Source organism: Marinifilum flexuosum (assembly GCF_003610555.1).
Lineage (GTDB): Bacteria > Bacteroidota > Bacteroidia > Bacteroidales > Marinifilaceae > Marinifilum > Marinifilum flexuosum.
This window is the reverse complement of the sequence record NZ_RAPQ01000011.1, coordinates 357,449-377,208: the sequence shown is the minus strand read 5'-3', so window position 1 is coordinate 377,208 and position 19,760 is coordinate 357,449. Positions and strand designations below refer to the sequence as shown.

General features: G+C 36.7%; 18 protein-coding genes. 9 read left to right on the top strand and 9 right to left on the bottom strand.

What is annotated here, in order from left to right; translation table 11 throughout:
- Window positions 1-31: 31 nt before the first annotated feature.
- The 9 genes from BXY64_RS17775 to BXY64_RS17735 all read right to left on the bottom strand — a co-directional run bounded on the left by BXY64_RS17775 (window position 32) and on the right by BXY64_RS17735 (window position 9,076).
- On the bottom strand, window positions 32-778 hold the full coding sequence (locus BXY64_RS17775) for a hypothetical protein (protein ID WP_120241323.1): 747 nt from the start codon (window positions 776-778) through the stop codon (window positions 32-34).
- A 604-nt stretch (window positions 779-1,382) separates the two neighbouring features.
- The gene (locus BXY64_RS17770) at window positions 1,383-2,306 is read right to left on the bottom strand and encodes a carboxypeptidase-like regulatory domain-containing protein (protein WP_120241322.1); all 924 of its coding nucleotides are present in this window, start codon (window positions 2,304-2,306) and stop codon (window positions 1,383-1,385) included.
- Between the two features lie 46 nt (window positions 2,307-2,352).
- On the bottom strand, window positions 2,353-2,574 hold the full coding sequence (locus BXY64_RS17765; protein WP_120241321.1) for a hypothetical protein: 222 nt from the start codon (window positions 2,572-2,574) through the stop codon (window positions 2,353-2,355).
- A 116-nt stretch (window positions 2,575-2,690) separates the two neighbouring features.
- Window positions 2,691-2,816, bottom strand: a complete 126-nt coding sequence (locus BXY64_RS21615; RefSeq protein ID WP_262706524.1) for a hypothetical protein — start codon at window positions 2,814-2,816, stop codon at window positions 2,691-2,693.
- 893 nt (window positions 2,817-3,709) lie between these two features.
- Window positions 3,710-4,147, bottom strand: coding sequence for a hypothetical protein (locus BXY64_RS17755; protein ID WP_120241319.1), 438 nt, complete (start codon window positions 4,145-4,147; stop codon window positions 3,710-3,712).
- Between the two features lie 30 nt (window positions 4,148-4,177).
- On the bottom strand, window positions 4,178-5,209 hold the full coding sequence (locus tag BXY64_RS17750) for a hypothetical protein (protein ID WP_120241318.1): 1,032 nt from the start codon (window positions 5,207-5,209) through the stop codon (window positions 4,178-4,180).
- Window positions 5,210-5,299: 90 nt separating this feature from the next.
- Window positions 5,300-5,563 (bottom strand): hypothetical protein, encoded by a 264-nt coding sequence (locus BXY64_RS17745; protein WP_120241317.1) that lies wholly within the window; start codon window positions 5,561-5,563, stop codon window positions 5,300-5,302.
- Window positions 5,553-5,819, bottom strand: a complete 267-nt coding sequence (locus BXY64_RS17740) for a hypothetical protein (protein ID WP_211334536.1) — start codon at window positions 5,817-5,819, stop codon at window positions 5,553-5,555. Before BXY64_RS17740 ends, BXY64_RS17745 begins: the two co-directional genes overlap by 11 nt.
- A gap of 8 nt (window positions 5,820-5,827) precedes the next feature.
- The gene (locus BXY64_RS17735) at window positions 5,828-9,076 is read right to left on the bottom strand and encodes an FtsK/SpoIIIE domain-containing protein (protein ID WP_120241315.1); all 3,249 of its coding nucleotides are present in this window, start codon (window positions 9,074-9,076) and stop codon (window positions 5,828-5,830) included.
- 603 nt (window positions 9,077-9,679) lie between these two features.
- Between BXY64_RS17735 and BXY64_RS17730 the strand changes: the two genes are divergently transcribed.
- From BXY64_RS17730 to BXY64_RS17690, 9 genes are all read left to right on the top strand, one after another.
- Window positions 9,680-10,705 carry a hypothetical protein gene (locus tag BXY64_RS17730; RefSeq protein ID WP_120241314.1) on the top strand — a complete coding sequence of 342 codons (1,026 nt, stop codon included), beginning with the start codon at window positions 9,680-9,682 and terminating at the stop codon, window positions 10,703-10,705.
- A 290-nt stretch (window positions 10,706-10,995) separates the two neighbouring features.
- Window positions 10,996-12,291 (top strand): hypothetical protein, encoded by a 1,296-nt coding sequence (locus BXY64_RS17725; RefSeq protein WP_120241313.1) that lies wholly within the window; start codon window positions 10,996-10,998, stop codon window positions 12,289-12,291.
- A gap of 448 nt (window positions 12,292-12,739) precedes the next feature.
- Complete coding sequence (locus tag BXY64_RS17720; RefSeq protein WP_120241312.1) at window positions 12,740-13,525, top strand: hypothetical protein; 786 nt, start codon at window positions 12,740-12,742, stop codon at window positions 13,523-13,525.
- Between the two features lie 12 nt (window positions 13,526-13,537).
- On the top strand, window positions 13,538-14,467 hold the full coding sequence (locus tag BXY64_RS17715) for a universal stress protein (RefSeq protein ID WP_120241311.1): 930 nt from the start codon (window positions 13,538-13,540) through the stop codon (window positions 14,465-14,467).
- Between the two features lie 475 nt (window positions 14,468-14,942).
- On the top strand, window positions 14,943-16,709 hold the full coding sequence (locus tag BXY64_RS17710) for a V-type ATP synthase subunit A (RefSeq protein ID WP_120241310.1): 1,767 nt from the start codon (window positions 14,943-14,945) through the stop codon (window positions 16,707-16,709).
- Between the two features lies 1 nt (window position 16,710).
- Window positions 16,711-18,021 (top strand): V-type ATP synthase subunit B, encoded by a 1,311-nt coding sequence (locus BXY64_RS17705; protein ID WP_120241309.1) that lies wholly within the window; start codon window positions 16,711-16,713, stop codon window positions 18,019-18,021.
- Window positions 18,022-18,040: 19 nt separating this feature from the next.
- A complete protein-coding gene (locus BXY64_RS17700) occupies window positions 18,041-18,643 on the top strand; it encodes a hypothetical protein (RefSeq protein WP_147376034.1) in 603 nt (200 codons plus the stop codon).
- A gap of 23 nt (window positions 18,644-18,666) precedes the next feature.
- The gene (locus BXY64_RS17695) at window positions 18,667-19,152 is read left to right on the top strand and encodes a hypothetical protein (RefSeq protein WP_147376033.1); all 486 of its coding nucleotides are present in this window, start codon (window positions 18,667-18,669) and stop codon (window positions 19,150-19,152) included.
- Complete coding sequence (locus BXY64_RS17690; protein ID WP_120241306.1) at window positions 19,152-19,760, top strand: V-type ATP synthase subunit D; 609 nt, start codon at window positions 19,152-19,154, stop codon at window positions 19,758-19,760. Before BXY64_RS17695 ends, BXY64_RS17690 begins: the two co-directional genes overlap by 1 nt.

The window sequence follows — 19,760 nt, the reverse complement described above, 5'->3', positions numbered from 1 at the left end:
CGTATCCAGCCGAGCCAAACCGCGGCATGCGCTATGACCCGCTGTTGGGCAACGTTTTTTCATTGATTTCAACTATCAAACCACCAAAAAAATGATTATCATTAATCGCATAATCATCCCTTTCTAAATCTCCGTTATAAGAATTAGAAAAAATATATTTTGAAATAGAGACTCTATCTTTTAACCCGTTTTGTTTAATTATTTTTTCATATTTGTTGATCGTTTTATTAGTTCTTGTTTTAGGACTTCCTTTATATCTTTTATCATTTTGGAAAGCAAAAGCAATATATCCTTTTGATATTATAGAGCTTCCTGTGTTTTCAATATTATCTATTATAGCTCTAATCCTATTTAAATCTTTTCCGAATTCTGCTGGAGTTGGAGAATATTTTTTCACTTCTATTAGCGTAATTGGAGTATTGTTGTTTGAATAAATACCAATATCAATCTTCCCTCGTTTATATCTTAAATTCTGATTCTTTAATGTTAAGTTGCTTGCATTAAACAATTCCATATTAAACAAGTCTTTGTTAAATTCAGGAAATGACTTGTCATAGAATTCATTCACTCTATTTTCTATGACAATTTTTAGGAATTGTGAATACTCGTTATTCGAGTTCTTATTGAAATCACTGTTAATTGCAAGTGCGATATTTGTAGTTATAAAATATTCAGCAGTTATAAGACCGTTTATTTCACCACTTAACTCTTTACTTAAATACACTGAGTTTGATAATCCCTTTTCTATTGAATTCTTTAGTTTATGAAAATCTAGCATTTTATTTTTTCAATATTATTATTTACCGCAAATTTAAATCGATAAGCTCATTATTTAAAACCAACATACATATTTGTATGCTTTCTTAATGCACGCCAACGTTGGGCTAACCCAACCTAGTTGGTTTATTTAGATTATATCATTTTGTTTATTTATTAAGTTTGGGTGGCTAACCCAACCTTTAGGTAGAGTGATTAAAAATATTACCTATTGGTTTTTTAAACTTTGAAATTTCGCTTTTTGCAACATGAGTATAACGCTCAGTTGCACTACTAGCTTCATGTCCCATGCTCATTTTCACATCTGGCAAATCTTTCCTTTGTTCTTTTCACATCATTTTCATGTGTGGTGAAAATCAAATTTATAAACAATCATTTTTAAAGCAAATATTTTACAGTAATAAATTTTAAGAGAATTATCTATTTTACCCATAAACTGGTATTTGCGCACTATTCAGGAAGAAAATTAGAATCAATCTATATAATTATGATGGAATATCAACCAAGTTTTGACATTACTGCCACAGCTTGGTTTTGTTTGCTTCCTTTTAGGTACAATTCGAAGCTTAGCAGGGGATAAAACACCTACTATATTTGTATGTTGATTACACCGAAGTTTCAGCTTCTAAGGGAATGGCTTCCATTTCCAAATACATTTTGCTTTGTTCCGATTTGTAGCGGCGAATGGGCACGCACAAGCTTTTGTAATTGATATTTTCTACAATCAGTTGGTATTCCCCCTCAGGAAAATCTTTAAATCGAAAGCTTCCTTTGGCAGTAATGTGCGTAGATAGGTCCAAACCTTCCACCCATACCTTGCCCAGGGCAATGGGTTCGCCTGTGGCTTTGTCTTTTAGGTAGCCCAACACATCGAAATGATGTTGTATCTCTTTGCTCTTTTGTCGGGTAGCAAAATAGTATTTCACAAAATCGGGATGGAGAGAGCGTAAATTCTCTATGCTATGGTCTAGCTTGCCGTTCAAAAGCTGATTGATCTTCTTCTGTAGCATTCTGTATTCATTTTTTGCATTGGCCTTCTCCTCTTTTAAAGCAAGCAGCTTGAATCGCTTTTGCTCAAAGGTTTTGCAATCCTTCTCTACATCTGCAACAATTGCTTTGCTAATGCCAAAGGGTTCCAAAGCTGCTATATGCTCTTTGGCTATGTCGATGCTTTGCTTGTAATAATCAATCAGATCCAATTCGTTGAGCCGCTTTAAGTGCTTTTTCGAAACATATGCCTTTTCCAATATCTCGCTATCGCATACCGAGTTGGCAAAACAGACCAAGGCATTGGAAAGAGTATAGACTTTCAGCTCCAAAGCTTTCTTAATGGTATTTTTTTCATCAATCAACCACTTTATGGACTGATCTGCTTCCTCTTTCAATTTCAACAAGCCTTGTAAATCAAAAGTAAATTGATCTACCTGGACTTTGATGCTCACATTGCTTTCATAAATGCTCACATTCTGGCTCAAAGCCTCTTGTGTTTGCAAATAAGAATCTAATTTTAAATTACTGGCTCTGTTCATTTTTATAAAGTTTAAGTAGTTTACTCCAAATTAAAACAATAGTAAATTATTTCGTTTTTAATCCCTTACACATTTTCGAATCAGCAACCGACTTCTTCCATTTTCCTAGGATCGGAATCGATTTACTTCCTTTCAGAATCGAATTTCTTCCATTCTGAATTGATTTTCCTTCAATCTGGATCAATTTTCTTCCATTCTGAATCGATTTTCTTCCATCCTGAATTGATTTTCCTTCATTCTGGATTGATTTTCCTTCATTCAGAATCAATTTTCTTCCATCCTGAATCGATTTTCCTTCATTCTGGATCGATTTATTTTCATTTTCGTACAGTTTAATTCTTTTTTTGTTGGATCTATTTCTATTCTCGGAGGATCTATTTCCACTTATGGACTTCCTATTTCCATTCTGGAAGGGTTTACCTCTGGTAATTTTTGGCTTTCCTGCTCTCTGGAAGTGTATTCTTCCATTTCTTGCACATTTACACCAATCTGCAGATCATGCAGGTCCAATAAATAGGAGCTTAAATATTGCTAACAGCGAAGTTCCGATGCAAAACGGAATCGAGGGAGTCATTCAGCAAATGTAAAATACACCGACCCGAAGGTCTTTTCGGTATTTAAAGTATATAGTAGAATCTATTCCACTTATGATTTACTACTCGTGTAGTTTCTTGGTTGAATTGTTATATAAATTTAGAGAATTATTTCTTTAATTTCCAAATAAAAGCGTAAGTAATATTTTAATTTTGCTTGTTTATCAGGTAAATACATCCATTTGTAACTATGTGAGGTGTTAGTGTTTTAAAACTAGGGAGAAGGGTAGAGGCGGAAGTGTTTTTTAGAGTGAGGACAAATTAAATTCCAATTTTATTTCGTCGCAGTTATTATTCCAGATCTATTAAGATTTGCAGTTGCGACGATTTCATGACGGTGCTATAAACCCAGGGCGGCGGTCGCTTTCTCTCCCTTGCCCTGGGCTAGAATGATGTATGCCTTTCAGGCAAATGAAAAATATGGGGCATGCATTTTTTCTACATTACGCGTTCTTTTCCCTTTTATAAGGAGGAAGTTGTGCAAAGATTAGTGGTCTGTTTGGTGAGGACAAATTAAATTCCAAATTTATTTCGTCGCAAAGGTTATTCCAGATCTATTAAGATTTGCAGTTGCGACGATTTTATGTCGGTGCCTATAAAGACATCCATCAGGTAATGGAAAACCCAAAAGACTTGGTGAAAATTCGAGTAGAACTGGAACATTTGGCTGTAGTAAAGGGATAAATGAAGAAGGAGGTGTAATAGCACCTCCTTTTCTTATTAGTATCGTATCGTCTACTAGCTTATTAACTAGTTTTGGCAAATTATTTTCTTTTTATGCAATTCAGCTAAACCAATGTTTTTGATGTATTAATATTTTCCAGAATTATGCAATTGCTTCAATTTTGCCAATTTATTCAATTTGTCCTGAGTGTTTTTACAGTAATCAAGAGATCGGTTCTTGGAATAAATACATTCATCTAATGTATGATAGGAATGTTTGATATCTGCTCTACTGTATTGTAGTGAGCTATCGATTTCACCAGATAGTCTATTGGCCTCTTCAACTGCAGTTTCAATAATCACGAACTCATTTTCCATTTGTTTTACATTATCTACTTGATCATGAAGAAAACGGATTGATTTCTCTGAATCGTTTTCATGTGGATTAAAGAAACGTGAGTTGAGCTCGCGAGAAGCATTATCCTCCCATCCACTTGCTATTTCCTGTCTCGATTCCTGAAGTGTTCTGGTGTTTTGTCCAAAATCCCAAAGTTGGAGTTCTATGTTTTTTGTTAATTTATCCATGATTTACGGCTTATGAGCTTTTTGCGCGGATTAATTAGAATTGTAATTTGTCTTTTTCGGATGTATGCTAACCGAGTTTGCAAATTTTCTTAAATAATCAACACGGACTTCTAATTCTTGAGTCCCTTTTGAGCAATAGTTTTGAGCAGAATCGTTTAATTCCAATGCACTTTTCGAATTCTGTTCCGATTCTTCATACTGTTCCGATGCTCTATTTACACTACTTTGGGCTTTTTCCAATTGCTTTTTCTCTTCGAAAGCAATGTTTTCTGCATTTCGAGCGTGCATCTTAGCTGAATGACATTCTTCCTCTGATTTTTCGGCTTTTCCCAAGGCCTCTATAGCCAATTTATCTGATTTACTTGCTAATTTTACGCTCAGATCTGAAAGGTCGACACCTTTTTTGCAACGTGTAAGACAAATTTCGGCCTTTCGCACTTCTTCTTGGGCAGCTTCTACTTCTTGCTTTGCCAAATTTAGCTGATAAACCGCATTGTTATAATATTCACGCGCGTCATTATAAATACCCCTTTCATAGCTACAGTCAGGATACACTTTATTGCCTTCTTTATCTCTTGTGTAATTGCTCTCACATCTATTGAGTCTTTCTAAAGCTCTCTGTTTTTCAATGGTAGCTCTCTCTACTTCATCTTGTGCTCTTTTCAGGTTTACCATGGCTTTCTTAAGCCTGTTTTGTGCCCTTTCTAACCAGGAAATTGCTTTTTTCAATTCCTCATTCCAGTAGGAGAGTTCCGATTTTGATGACTGTAATAGCTTAGAGGTCTGTTTTTTTAGTCTATCGGTTTCGTCCAGTTCTTTTTGGCATTGACGTTCCAAGTTGGAAATCTGATCTTTAACTTTCTTAATGGCTTCAAAATCATCTTCTACCTGGTTGCTTAAAAGAAAAACTTTGTTCTTCTTGCTACTAAGCTGGTCGAATGATATTTTTTGCAGTTGTTCCGATTCGTTGGCAATATCTGACGCTAAATAATTCCATCGCTTAAATTTGTCATCTAGCTCATCAAGAATTGGAACAAGCACATCCGGATTATTAATTCCCATAATAATGATATTTAAAAAGGATAGAGGAAAACTTTATACATTAAAATTGTTATGGCAATTGAAATCAATCAATTACCATAACAGAATACACTACATAGGATCCAGGGAATCAACTCTTTCTTCCAATGTAGAGGCTAAATTTTTAGCTGATTTAATATAGTCGTCAAACCATATTGCGGTTTGTTCCCAAACGGTTTTAAATTCTTCTGCAGCCTGACCTTCATACTCTTGCTTAAAATGAGCGTAATGCCCCATTAAAGAGTCAAAGTCAGATTGCAATTGTTCCAAATGATTGTTTAGGCTTAGATTATATTCTCTTAAACCTTCTTTTAAATGATCAACATTAACTGCCATATAAATATCCTTTAATTGCTTCTATTTTTTCTATTAATACCTCAACATAGGAATTTCCTTCCGAGCCAATGTATTGCTCAATTCTCTCTTCCAGCGATAACCATTTAGAATCGTATTCCTTTCGCATAGAATCGTTCCAAATTGGTGAAACGGCATCGTGATTTTGTTTTAAGTCATCAAAAGAGATTTTAACGGATTCATTAAATTCTTCCAATTCTTGTGTGAAGATGTTCATCACATTATGTACTTCATCCATTCCCATAATTACCTGTTTTTAAGAGTTTGACCAATTTCTGATATCTGTTGATACAAATTGTCACTTAAGCAATAAGGCTTAAAGAATGATGATTTGTTGTTATTGATATCAATATAGAAACCACAGATAGGCTTTTTACCATCAAGCTGCAGGCGAGAAGCATCTCTTTTCTTTAAGAAAGTAAATGAATCGTCTTCAGACATTTGTAATGCTACGCGATGACGGAAGAAATCGATATTTCGTTTTGAAATAACGTTTAGCATCGACATCACACTTTCGAAAGAAAAGAACGAATAGATTCCTTTCGAAGGTCCATTGGTAAAGATTTTTTGCAGTAACTTACCCAATTCAGAATCCTCCATTGTACCATACTTATTAGGCACCTGGCAAAAATCATCCGATTTGTCTAAATCAGCCCCTAATAAGAAAATATTAGCTTCTTCTTCAGGCTCTTCAGATTGTTTTCTTTGTTCAAGCTCTTGGTCAATTTGATGAATGATATCGTTGATTTCACTGTTTTTCGATATCAATTTAACACTGATTCCCAATGGACTTAACAAGTCATCGGTAATAAAGCGGAGTGCTTTATTCCAAGGAGCTCCCTTAATGGTTTTATCGATAATATAGAAAACATTTCTCTCAGTTTTATGGTTCAAGACCAAACTGGTGATTAAGGAAAGCATCATTCCGAAACGTGCTTCATTATTATCTCCAATCATTAATGCATTTTCGCGCTGTCTGCGACGAACAATTATTTTAGAATAACCACGTACGTTGAACTCTTGTCCCAACCAACCTGTAACAGGCTGTTCGCCTGAGAACCAATCCGGTTCGCCTAAACCACCTTTGTGGAGTTCCTTGCGTGCAAAGTCCTGAAGTTCATTCTCGCTTAACCAATCGTTCGATTTGATCAAATGATTTAGATAAGGATTATCAAGTAAATCCGGTTGTTCCGATCCATTAAATATATTGGTTGTCAATAAATCCTCAGATATTTCACTTTCCTTGGATTTAACTATTAGCTGATCGATAAGTTCGTCGCGCTGAGGTTTTGTCATAATGGCCACCTTACCAAATTGATTGGCTCCATCATCACCACTCTGATCATTAATAACTGCTTTACCAGGCAGGTTACAATTGCCGATAATTAGTTTTCCTTCCTTGCCAAATTCTGTTAAGGCCTGACGATCGGAAAGCGACATTTTCATGGCAATACGCATGTGGATATTCCCCATAATAGCTGCCTGATGAAGCATTCCTACTACATTAAATCTTTGTGATCCCAGAAACATATGGATACCAACACTACGTCCCTGCTGTGCAATAGCCATTAGTGTATTTGAAGCCAAGCCATCCTTGTCTCCTTCAAACAATTCCTGATACTCATCTACCAGCAAGAGAATTCGCGGCAACACTTCCTTTGGATGTTTCTTTTTGAAATTTACATAGTCGTTTACACCATGATCTGAGAATAGATTATTTCTACGTTCTTTTTCTTCTAATAATTCATCTAATATGCTTCGCGATAATTTGGGTTGCGATTTTAATGAAATGAATTCGGCATGTGGTAGATTTTTGTAGGATTGGAATTCTACACCATCTTTCCCGTCTATTAAATACATCGACAACTCGGCAGGACTGTATCGAATGGCTAATCCTAAGATTAAAACATGATATAGATTGGATTTACCAGAACCAGTCATTGCAGCCAGCATTCCATGCGCACAAGGGCGTCCACCTTCTGATTGTTTGGCTCCAAACCAAATGTTAAGCTTATCGGAACTACCGCTTCGCCCAATTGGGGTTTCGATGTTTTCGATTGCTTTTTCCAGCCACCAATTGTCTTTTTCCAGGGCAATTTCATCAGCCCATTCTACTTTACGCTCTGGAGGTTTGCTGTTTTTAAGCTTCTCAATTAAAACCTTTTTAATTTGTTCGTTTGGTTTGCTGTCCGGAATGAACTCCAGTTCACACTCGCCACCACCATATTGGTTTAAATTGTTAAAATTAAGAGCGTAAGTCGATTCAAAAATATCCATGCTTAATTCGCGTGGAAATTCAAAGTTCTTATTGTGATGAATAAATACATATTTACCCGCCGTAGGACCATTGTTTGCAATTCTTTGTAACAATTCAATTTCTCGTCTATCGTATTGCTTGGGAAAATCAGCAACAAAAATCATTTCGAATTTCTCATTGATCAGGATGTTATCCGCAATGGAATCAAAAGGTCTTTGTTTAGATAAACCATAGGTAGCAATAATTCTTTGAGTATCCTCCATTAACGCCTCCAAAACCCGATAGGTATCTCCATTGTTTTCGCGAACTTCAACGTCTTTTGCTATCGAACTAAAAGTTTCACCCAAACCATTTGGATCCAAGAAAGTGTAAGATACCTGGTGAGGTAGGGTAAGGGCAATTCGCATAATTAAGGATTCGAATAAGGATTTTGCCTGGTTCGAATTGCCTGTTGCCGATTCAAGTATTATTGTTTTTCGCTTTCCAATAAATGGGACCAATGCAGGTAAATTAAAGGAAAGGTTGGTACGTTTTTCCTGAAATTTACCAATGCACAATTCCGAATTTATTTTAAAATCCTTTTCTGTCCATTTCGACCAAACCGCTTCATCCCAATCGTAATAATTAACTACCGATTTCTTAATCAGTTGTTCTTTGGTTTTGATTGCAAAACGGTTTAATTCATTTATGAAATAATCGGTTATTAATTTCTCGATAGAAATAACTTTCTCAGAAAAAGAAGTTTTTAGCTTCTCTAATTCGTCTTTAGCTGCAAATATTTTAGCTTTTAATTCCGTTTTTGTTTTGTCTTTGTCTTCTAATTTTGCTTGTAGGTCTAATTTGCGTTTTTTATACCTGCCAATAAACAATAAGGGTATGATTAAAAAGAATAGATAATAGCAGGTTTTAATGTTGCTTTCTGCCTTTTTGATTTCACCTTCAATATTAGCACCAGACTCAATTAGCTCAAAAATTAAATTGTGAGAATGGTTTATCTCATCTTTAAGTTGATTCGAATTCTCTGCGACACTCTTAAGTCTTTCTACCAATGTTTTACAATCACTACTGATTTCCGAGTATTCATCTGTATCTTCAATGTGCAGGCTTGTCTCAGCGTCGCACACAGAATCTATCATAGACTTAAATTCTTCGATCTCTCCATCGTAATGTTCGAAGCTTTCCCAGTATTCTATCCTTTTATCCAGTAAGGTCTGGTTTTCGTTTGTTGATAACTTCATAAAACAGATTTTAGAGTTATTTTTATAATATTTTGTTATTACTGCAAAATGCCTTTGTTGCTAAGGGTTTTGTTTAATTTTATCGACTTCTAAATGTAAGTAAATGATGCAAATTGCTTCTTCAGAATTAGAGGTGTTGGTCTTTCAATTATCGAAAAGGGGTTCTAAATTATCGAAGTGCAATAGTGATGTTGATAAGTTCCAGAACTTATTTATTAAATTAAAATGAAGCTTTACCTGGTAAAAAATAGCTTGTGCCTTTTGGAATGATTTTAATATTTGTTGGGGTATTAAATTTTAGAGTGTTTGTCGGTATGCTTCATTGGATATAGTCCGTAAACGCTACATTGACACTATACTAAAAAAAGGAGCTTTTATTTAGGTATCGGGTAGTATGTAAATTCATTAAAAATACATTTAGGCACCTGGCTTCTGTAAATGTGCCATAGAATTCATTATTCGCTAAATGATATGCCTGGCTCAAACAATAACAATTACAGTTTGCTGGCTAAGTCTGGAATTGGCTTTGAATCAATGCAGATGTGTGTAATTTCGTTTTTGATATTGACCACACATAACAAACCAAACTGATTCTATACATCTATGAAAAAAGTATTCCCACTACTCTTATTCGCATTATCATTTTGCTTACCATCAAAAGCTGATAAGCTAACCTTTTACAATCAACCCAATAACTTTAAATACTTTCAGCTAACCAATAATTATTGGTATTGCAATTACAATGTTAGTTTTCTTCAAGCTAAAATCAATGGTCAGGAATATAAATTAAAGAGTGAACACAATTGGATAGAAACTACTACTGTTGCACTTAGGGGAAAGAAAATAGGAGTGGAGCTCTTGTTTTCGGTTTTGGCTTTGTCCGATTCCCATGAATCAAAAGAAAGACTGGCAAGCGATTTACTTGGTTTTGCCCTTGGATATTTTGGCAAAAAGAGCAATTACTTTTTAGAATTTCAGAACTCCAGCTTTGCTTCAAGTTTAAAAAAATACAATGGAAATGGAGATTTGGATGAGGCCAATGATTTTGATTCCAAATTCACACAAATTGATTTTAAAGTAGTACATCCCATCAAAAATATTGCTGCGGTATATTGGGGAGTCCGATATCGAAACCTGAACCTTCCTATTGTTTACTATCAAAAATCGGAAGATGAAGACGTAGAGTACAATTGGATTTCAGATCCAGAAATTAAAGACATCCATAGCCTGGGAATTGGTTTGGGCGTATTAAATAACAAATTACTACATACCCAAACCGAACGTAGCGATAAACGATTGTCATTTAAGGATAGACTAAAGTATTTCATTACGCCCAAATGGAAGTCTGATATTTATATTGCACTATTTCAGGATGAATGCAATTATGCCAACGTAAACGAAGATGTGATGCATTGGGCAATAGATTTCTCTTTGGAGGCCTATTTCAATTTTATTGTCAGCAATTCAAAAAGCTGTAAAATCGATTTTTCATTAGGATACAATCTGAATTATTTGTTTAGCGATAAGATTACAGGACCCAATTTGTTCAGTAATGAAGATGTGGATTTTGAAACCGATTTTGATGTCCTGCACCATGGACCAACGATCAATTTTCATTTGAGGTTTTAAATGGAGCTCACTTGTAAGAATAGTTGTTATGAGAAGGAGGGCAGGAATGTGTCTCCTGTTGCAATTAAAGGGGAGTACTATCCTGTTAATCTTTATCCTTCGATGATCTAAAATGTTTAATGCGAATACGATTAAATGTTTGTGGGGTTCAAGAGTTAGTTGTGTTATTGTCAGTAATTAAGGGGTTTGTCAGGTGAAATCGTCAGTGATATTTTATTAATCCAAAGAAATGGCTTTGTTTCTAAATTATATTGTTAATTTTATAGGTGACTACCATAAAATTGAATCTTATGGCTAAAAAGAGGAAAAAAGCAAAACCCCAGGTTAAAAGGAAGCAAAACAACTCTCCTTATAATAATAGCCTACTCAGAAAGAAATATTTAAAAATTGTTGAGGCAGTTTGCGAAAAAATGAATTGTGCCGATTCATACAAGTTACTCAGCAAGGAAGAAAAAATAAGAGCTTTTGGGTGTTCCGTTTTTGTTCTAAAATTAAAAACCTATAAGAAACAGCACTATACATCGAATTGTATAAAGTTCTTTGAAGATTTTGTAAACGTTTTCTTCTCAAATCCAAGGAATTGTGTGTGTAAAAGCAAAGCAATTGAACTTACAAATTATGAAGTTCTTGTGGCAAATTACTTTATTACCTCATTTAATAAGGATTACCCCGAACGCCATGAATTTTTAATGGATGCCTTTCAACCCATGGTAGAATACATTGGTGATTTTGAAACTCATTTTGTAAAAATGATTCAACACTACGCTTTTTCAGTCAATGCCACAAATCTTTTCGACGATAATGTGTACATTTTAAAATTGAATGCAAAGGTTAGAGATTATCCCACATTGAGAATGAATTGGGAATCATCTTTAGAAAGTATTGCACCAAGAGAAAGTTTCTATGAGGAAGAGGGAAGGAATAGGGCTGTTTTTCAACTCGGATATGTTAGCAATGGTTTCGAAATGAATTGGATTTTTGCACGAACCAAAGATTTGAAAGGTTTATACAAGGGCAAAAAGAAATACTTGCCAGTATGCATTCAACGACATGCCTATTATAGAGTTTTAAGCAGGCTTAAACCTTTCTACGATACCGAAGTGGTTTGGACAATGAATTACCACCTGAGACATGATTTACACATTGAATTTTACAATGGACGCATTTTAATTCCACTATACTATTTCGAAAGTAAGTTGGGGTATTTTGTTACCACTATAAATAAGAATCGACTTATTATTAAAACCTTCCTATTTTTAACTCACCATTCAACACCCGAGGGCGATAAATTGGGAGAAATATCCGGACTTAGTAAGGAAGAAATTTCCTATTGGAAAATAGATACCTTACAAAATTTTATTGATGCCAATTTAAGAGAGAATGAACAAATGAAAGAATTATTTGAAAAAGCTGGCTTAAGTCATTTGTTCGATATGCAGATTAACCACGGACATGAATCAGATGGGAAGGATTATAACTGGAATGCCTTGTCGCAATACATTAAACGTGGCAAAACCGAACTATTCGACGAAGGGGCTGAAGATGTTGAGGAGCTTTTGGTAGAAGATGTGAATGAGATAGAATAAATTCAATTAAATTCCGAACTCCCATTAATCAATATATTGCAGAGGCACAAGGTCTTGCATCTGTACAATAAGAAGATCAATAATCCAAAATAAATACCGCATAGCATGGTTCGATTAAAGGATTGGGATTATGGCAACAATGCTGCCAGAGTTTTAAAATTTTAGCCAAAAAACCTGACAGGTCTTTTTGTTTATATTGAGATCAAATCCCCAACTATTCCTCAGTCTCCATCACATCAATACAGCTCTCAGTCAACCGCTAATTGATAATTGTTCACTGCTAACTGTTCAAACCCAGCCAGACCAAGTGTTGAGCTCCTTTAGGCAAATGGCATTCTTGCCAAAAAATTTAATCAGGTAGGGTTTTCCCCCATAAAATATAGGTGTTTTCCTGTTTCATTAGAAACGAGCCTCTTTTACTTTTGAAGCAAAATTAAGGCAGAAGGGTATGAACAAAGACAGGATACTAATATTGGCAGACTTCACGGAAGGAAATGCATGTGCAATTGATTTTTCGTTAAAATATCTATGCAGCGAAAACTCAAAAATATATTTGATGCAAACATGGCAAAAACCATCTTTTGGATCTTCTATGCTTAGAGACATTGCACCCATATTAAAAGACATTTCAAATGGAGAGTTGAATGCCTTAAAGAATAAGGTTCTTAAAGAATATCAGCTTCAGGACGATCGTGTTGAACTGCTATCTTTTGAAGGAGACCTATTGAATTTCTTTAAATCGGATGTGTACAGGAATGAAAATTGGCAAGTAGTTCTTTCTCTAAAAGAGAATAGTTCCGATCTACAATTCAACCCACGATTTAAGGAGATTGTTGAAGCAAGCAATCAAACTTTATACATTTTGAATCATTGCAATCCTGGTGAGCAAATCAATCAAATCTATGTAAGAAATGACAAGGCCACCATATCTACACCGATTCTTGGCAGCTTACAGAAAATTTGCTCAGAACAAAAGTGCAATGTGCTGGTAGATCTCGATAGCAACCACATAACAAGTGATGAAAAAGCTAAAATGATGAAGCGTTTTGAAAATGCTTGTGGAAATGCATCTGTCAAAACCAAAAATCGATCGGAGAATGGTCAGGAAACGCCAGGTAGTAAATCACTCTCGATTTACCACATCGATCAATCAGTAAAAAAGAAAAGTGACTTGTTATCATACTTTGACAAATGGTTTGTTAAAAGCAAGGGGATTACAGTGAGAAATTTTTAATGCTTTTTTAAGATGACAACAAACAGATTTAAAAAGATATTGGTACCGGTAAGTTTAGAAATTGAAAGTACCACAGCATTTAATCAAGCCCTGTTTTTAAAGCAAAAATTAGGCGCAGAAATTACTTTGCTTCACGTTGTACCCAATGTGGGAGGAATCTCGGAAGTGTTTCAGCCTGATCTTAAAAGTGAGGCTGAGAAAAAGGGGATGGTGCGCCTGGTAAGATTTGCAAAAATGAACTTTGAGGGGAAAATATCGGAGCATGTAAAGTTAAGGGTTGAAGTTGGAAATCATGTAAGCATTATCAATTCGATCACAAGCAATGAATCCTTCGATTTGCTTGTATTAAACAGGAGGAATCGCATTGATGCTTTGCCGGAAAGGTACAAAAGCAATAATGTAAGCCAGATTGTGCGGGAATCGAGCTGTCCTGTAATTAGTGTAAACAACAGGTGGACAAGCAAAGGAATTCGCAATATCCTGGTTCCTGTTGATATTTCGAGACAATCAAGAGACTTATTAAACTGGTCTATCCTTCTGGGAAAGATATTTAATGCCAATATTAAGCTATTGGCAGCCCTTACAGTAAAAATTGACTTAACTCAATCTTTGGCTTACAAAAAGAGCAGGCTAATGAAAGATTTAATTGAGAGTGAAGGAGTATCCTGTTCTGTTAGCATTGTAGAAAAAGAGAATTTGGGAAAGAATGAAGCTTTGATAGAAGAAGCCAGGAAAATATCGGCAGATATGCTGCTGGTACAAGGCTTTCAGGATTTGATGTTTAGTAATACTCAGAGCGAACGTTTATTGGTTGACTTTTTAAAGTATTCGAGTAGACCAATATTCAGTTTAGGCATAAAGGAAGAGAGTTTTGTAAGCAGTTTATTGAAGGTAAATAAAAACAGCGAGGTCTTGCTGAATGAATTTGAATCAGATGAGTAGACCTATCGCTATAAGTATAAACAAGTGGTGATGATCAGAAAGAAAATCATGGAATTAATTTGATTATTTTAGGTACATGAGATTGATTTTCTTTGGAAAGCTTCCTTTAATTATTGATATGCTGAAGATATAATTAAGTCATGGAAGTTTTCCGATCTGATCGAATATTCCCTCCTTTATTCCTTCCTGTAAATTGCTTTGTCAACAGAGCTGTTTAAGAACTCAATAGGCTAATCTAACTAAAGTATGCCTTAACATCAGCAGAAGCTAAGTTTCTGATCTGATTGAATACAAAATATACGAGATATACAATTGCCCCTGGCGCGATGATGAAAAGTTGCCTCAATGTCCCATTGGGACTAAAAGAGAGAGGATGAATGATTTGAAGCAATCGCTTTGCCGGAAATCTCTAAAAGGGCAAATGATGATAATAAAATAGATGTAATTGCTTGTTGGATATAAGAATATCTTAATTATGAACGATAATAGTAAAAGAACAGGAAGCCTTATTTCAATTCAGGATTCATTGGTTAAAGCTAGATTTTTTGGAGAAGTAATCATGGGAGAAACTGCCGAAGTTTTTGTAGATGGTAAAATACTTCAGGCAGAAGTACTTCAAATTGATACCGATCCCAAAAACAAGGAGGCGGGAATAGTGGAGATGCAGGTTTTTGAAGATTTAACAGGAGCACAAATTGGCGATTCTGTTGAATTTAAAGGACAACCATTGTCGGTGCTTTTGGGTCCGGGATTGTTGACCAGCATTTGGGATGGACTTCAAAACCCATTGTACAAACTTAGTGAACAGGGAGCCTATCTTGCTCCGGGAATGAAAGCTCCTGCACTTGATGAAGAGCAATTATGGGAATTTACTCCCCTGGCAAAGGAAGGCGATGAAGTAAGTGGAGGAGATGCCATAGGAGTGGTGCCCGAAGGCAGGATGGAGCATAAAATCCTGGTGCCTTTTAGCCTTGGCAAGTGTAGAGTAGAAAGCATTGTTGATAAAAAAGAATTAAATATTACCCAGGAAGTTGCGGTGGTTCTGGATGCTCATAATAATCGTCATACCTTAAAGCTGGCCTTTCGTCATGCCGTAAAGTCACCAATTCCGTTTAAAGAGAGAGCCATTCCAAGCCAGCCAATTTCAACAGGTGTTCGCGTTATCGATTTGCTGGCACCAGTAGGATACGGAGGAACAGTGGGAAATCCCGGACCATTTGGAGCTGGAAAAACCGTACTGCAGCATTCCCTTTGTAAATACGCCCTGGCAGATATCATTATTATGGCAGCCTGTGGCGAAAGAGCAGGTGAAGCCGTTGAGGTATTTAAAGATTTTGCAGAACTGGAAGATCCTGCAACAGGAGAATCGCTTATGAACCGCATGTGTATTTTTGGAAATACCAGTTCTATGCCGGTTGCCGCTCGTGAAGCCAGTGTATTTATTGCCTTAACCGTAGGCGAATATTATCGATACCAGGGATACAGTGTTATCCTTTTGGCCGATTCTACTTCCCGATGGGCTCAAGCCTTGCGCGAAAGAAGCGGACGTCAGGGAGATATTCCGGGACCGGAAGCCTTTCCAATGGACATTCCCGACCAGATCAAGGGAATGTATCAAAGAGCTGGAGCTGATCATGCAACAGGAGGGTCTCTTACCTTTATTGGAACCGTTTCGCCTGCAGGAGGTAATTTCCAGGAGCCGGTTACACAGGCTACTATGGATGCAACAGGTGGATTCTGGGGCTTGTCGCAAGATCGTGCCGATGCAAAGAAGTACCCTGCAATTGATCCTTTGGTGTATACCAACTCGGTTTACGACAGTTTTATTTCCTGGAAGGATAGAAACAAAATGCTACACTCGCTTCTCGAAGCAAATGATATCGATCAAACCATTAGTACCATCGGCTTAAAGAAGGTTCCTGTTGAAAAATATGTGAGCTATCAAAAAGGACAAACCATTGATTTTTGTGTAATGCAACAAGATGCATTTCATGAGATGGATGCCTGTACACGACCGGAAAGATTGAAAGTGATAAATGATGCAGTACAACAACTCATTAGTAGTCCTATTGAATTTTCACAACAGGGAATGGAAGATGATGAGCTAAAAGAATTGATTAAAACCAAGTTTGACGAATTGCGTCAATGGTGGAGAGATTGGAACAGTAATGCTCAGGGAGATGAGCTAATCAATGAACTTCCAGCGAAAGTAGAACAATTTATTAAACAGGAGGAAGCCTAAAATGATTCGAAAAGAGATAAATAAGATAAGCGAAGTAGGAAAAGCTTTAATATCTGTAGAAGGAAATCCAGGTGTAGCACTAAATCACGTGGTGGAGCTTCTCGAGGCAAATACCAACCAAAGTCTTTCCTTTGCAAAGGCTATAAATATTACCGAAGATTCAACACGTTTCCAGGTGTTTAATGGAACCCAGGGACTGAGTACCCAAACAAAAATACGCATGCATGAACTTCCTTTAAGTGCAGGATTTTCATACAATATGCTGGGACGAAGCTTCGATGGAGTTGGAAATGTAGCCGATAATGGTCCTGAAATTATTTTTGAGAAAGAGGTTTCTACCCGTCTGGATACTTTGAATCCAACTGTTCGCCTGGTGCCAAAACAGCCATTGTGGACAGGTATTCCTATGATTGATGTATTTAATACACTGGTAAAATCGCAGAAAATACCAATTTTTGCCAGCCCTACCGAGCCTTATAATCGTTTGCTGTCGCAGATTGCACAGGGAGCACAGGCAGATGTAATCATATTTGCAGGAATTGGTCTAAAATTCGATGAATACCAATACTTCAAGGAACAACTTTCAAATTCAGGAAATATAGATAAAACCATCATGTTTACCCATCTGGCAGGCGATTCCCAGATTAAAGGTTTGATGTTACCGGATGTGGCACTTGGGGTGGCACGCGAATTTGCCGACCAGGGGAAAGACGTACTCGTACTGCTTACCGATATGACCAACTGGTCGAACATTCTGCGAAATGTAGCCAATTACCAAGATCAAATTCCTTCGCTGCAAGGATATCCAGGCTCATTATATTCAGAATTGGCGAAGCGTTACGAGGTGGCTGCCGATATCGAAGGGGCCGGGTCGATTACCATTATTGGAGCAACAACACTGGAGTCGCTGGAAGATCCTGTGCCCGACAATACAGGTTACATCACCGAAGGACAGTTTTTCCTGGAAGGTGGAAAGCTGAAACTGGCACGTTCGCTATCGCGCCTAAAGCAACAGGTAAACGGTAAAACAAGAGAAGATCATCGACCAATAATGACAGCTATGGCTTCCTTGCTTGCAGATGCCGAGAAAGCCTATGAGGCAGCAGAAGTAGGAGCGGCCAATGATGCATTTTCTCAAAAGTTACTTCGTTATCGTGAGGATTTTATTTACAATCTGGAAGAACCTTTTGGCGACTCAATAGAATTGGAAGATGCACTGGACAAATGCTGGAACATTCTAAAGAAACACTTTGAGCCAACCGAAACAGGTTTGAGTAAGAAGTTAATTGAGGATTACTGGAATAAAAAATAAACAAAAAGGAGGCATTATAATGGATAATAAAGAAAATTTGGAAGGCATTGTTTCCAGGCTAAAAGAGAAAGGCATAAATGCCGGCGAAGAGGAAAAGCTACGCATTATTGAGAATGCAAAAAAGCAGGCCGAATCTTTAATTGAAGAAGCTGAAACAGAGAGAAAGAAAATAATTGAGGAAGCACAGTTAAAAGCTTCTCAAACAGAGAAAAATGCCGAAGTTGCTATTGCACAAGCTTCTCGCGATATGGTAGAAGCTACAAAAATTGCAATACTCCAAAATCTTAAAATTGCCTTTAAAAAGCAATCAGATAAATTGTTTACACAGGATCAATACCTGGAGGAATTATTAAAAGTTGTGGTCGACTCAATATCGGGAAAGAAGAGCATCGAACTTCCTTCCGATACAGCCAATGCCATGGAATCCTTTTTACTGAAAGAAGGATTTGGAGAGCAGGTGGAGATCAAGCCATTTAAAGGGAATGAAGCCAAACTTGTAGTGAATTCTTCAGAGAGTAAAGGAATGCACTTTGTCTTGAGTTCACAGGATGTGGAAGATGGATTGTTTTCACTTTTGAACAAGGATCTGGTGGAACGAATTACTAAAAATCAGGAGGTCTAGCGATGTCAAACCTGGTATATCTTATGAGTAGTTTGCCGTCCCTTAGCTTTGAGGAGATACCACCCATTTCGTTGAGTGAATTTAATCAGGATGCAAAAGATCAGTTGTCTGGTAAGCATTTTCATATTATGGAATCTACAGATATTCAAATGGATATCAGTAATACGGCGGAGTCAGGCTCCGGGGCTGTAAATATCCTGTTGAGTGAAGTATATCAGGATATTTCTGAATTGCGAAAGGCCAAACGGCATAACCGACAAGCGAAACTGGAACGTTTACCCATACTTGTTACCAATGGGAATCCATTGGTGCGTGAAAAACAAATCATGCACTACCTGTGGGAGGAACTGGATTCCATTGAATCGGGAAAGAGATTTAGCATGACAGAGCTAATGGTTTATAAACTGAAATTGCAGATTTTATGGCGCTTGAATTCATTTAATATAGATGCAGGTGCTGCAGTACTTGATTCAGTTGTAAATCCATCAAAAAAGGAAGAGGTGCAATAATGGCAGGCTTAAAAATTAAATATACAAAAACCGAAAGGGCTCGTCAGAAGAAAATCCTAAAGGTTTCGGAAAGAATGTTGCCTTTGTTCGAAGCCATGGAGAAATCCTTAATGGCAAGTGTTAACAGCATTTCTGAGCGAATTGAGCAAATTCGGGAGCAAATTGAGCAGAATCGATTGGCCGCCCGTGATTGGGTAGCCGTAATGAGTGATTCGTGGGTTGATATCAGCAATTTCATCTCCATAAATAAGATCATAAGCAAACCGGTTGATGTGGCTGGTGTGCGTGTGCAGCAATTCGAATCTGTTGATTTTGAACTTATGCCAATTGGTGAGGAAACTCCACTGTGGGTAGACGATGCCATCATTTTAATGCAGAACCAATTGCAATTACTGGCAGAAATCAAATGTTTACAGGAGCAAATTGTCCTACTGGAGGAGGAACTACTCGATGTTCGTGCAAGGGTAAAGTTATTCGAAAACCGTAGGATACCTAATGCCAAAATAGCCATTCGAAAAATTGGACAAAAACTTCAGGATGATGAACGATTGACCATTGCTACCGCAAAAGTGGTGAAAACAAGCAAACAAAAAGAGCTAAGCCCATGA

Bases quoted from the DNA above. Each gene is read 5' to 3' on its own strand.
- BXY64_RS17775 (WP_120241323.1), bottom strand. From the start codon at position 778: ATGCTAGATTTTCATAAACTAAAGAATTCAATAGAAAAGGGATTATCA.
- BXY64_RS17770 (WP_120241322.1), bottom strand. From the start codon at position 2,306: ATGAACAGAGCCAGTAATTTAAAATTAGATTCTTATTTGCAAACACAA.
- BXY64_RS17755 (WP_120241319.1), bottom strand. From the start codon at position 4,147: ATGGATAAATTAACAAAAAACATAGAACTCCAACTTTGGGATTTTGGA.
- BXY64_RS17750 (WP_120241318.1), bottom strand. From the start codon at position 5,209: ATGGGAATTAATAATCCGGATGTGCTTGTTCCAATTCTTGATGAGCTA.
- BXY64_RS17745 (WP_120241317.1), bottom strand. From the start codon at position 5,563: ATGGCAGTTAATGTTGATCATTTAAAAGAAGGTTTAAGAGAATATAAT.
- BXY64_RS17740 (WP_211334536.1), bottom strand. From the start codon at position 5,819: ATGGATGAAGTACATAATGTGATGAACATCTTCACACAAGAATTGGAA.
- BXY64_RS17735 (WP_120241315.1), bottom strand. From the start codon at position 9,076: ATGAAGTTATCAACAAACGAAAACCAGACCTTACTGGATAAAAGGATA.
- BXY64_RS17730 (WP_120241314.1), top strand. From the start codon at position 9,680: ATGAAAAAAGTATTCCCACTACTCTTATTCGCATTATCATTTTGCTTA.
- BXY64_RS17725 (WP_120241313.1), top strand. From the start codon at position 10,996: ATGGCTAAAAAGAGGAAAAAAGCAAAACCCCAGGTTAAAAGGAAGCAA.
- BXY64_RS17720 (WP_120241312.1), top strand. From the start codon at position 12,740: ATGAACAAAGACAGGATACTAATATTGGCAGACTTCACGGAAGGAAAT.
- BXY64_RS17715 (WP_120241311.1), top strand. From the start codon at position 13,538: ATGACAACAAACAGATTTAAAAAGATATTGGTACCGGTAAGTTTAGAA.
- BXY64_RS17710 (WP_120241310.1), top strand. From the start codon at position 14,943: ATGAACGATAATAGTAAAAGAACAGGAAGCCTTATTTCAATTCAGGAT.
- BXY64_RS17705 (WP_120241309.1), top strand. From the start codon at position 16,711: ATGATTCGAAAAGAGATAAATAAGATAAGCGAAGTAGGAAAAGCTTTA.
- BXY64_RS17700 (WP_147376034.1), top strand. From the start codon at position 18,041: ATGGATAATAAAGAAAATTTGGAAGGCATTGTTTCCAGGCTAAAAGAG.
- BXY64_RS17695 (WP_147376033.1), top strand. From the start codon at position 18,667: ATGAGTAGTTTGCCGTCCCTTAGCTTTGAGGAGATACCACCCATTTCG.
- BXY64_RS17690 (WP_120241306.1), top strand. From the start codon at position 19,152: ATGGCAGGCTTAAAAATTAAATATACAAAAACCGAAAGGGCTCGTCAG.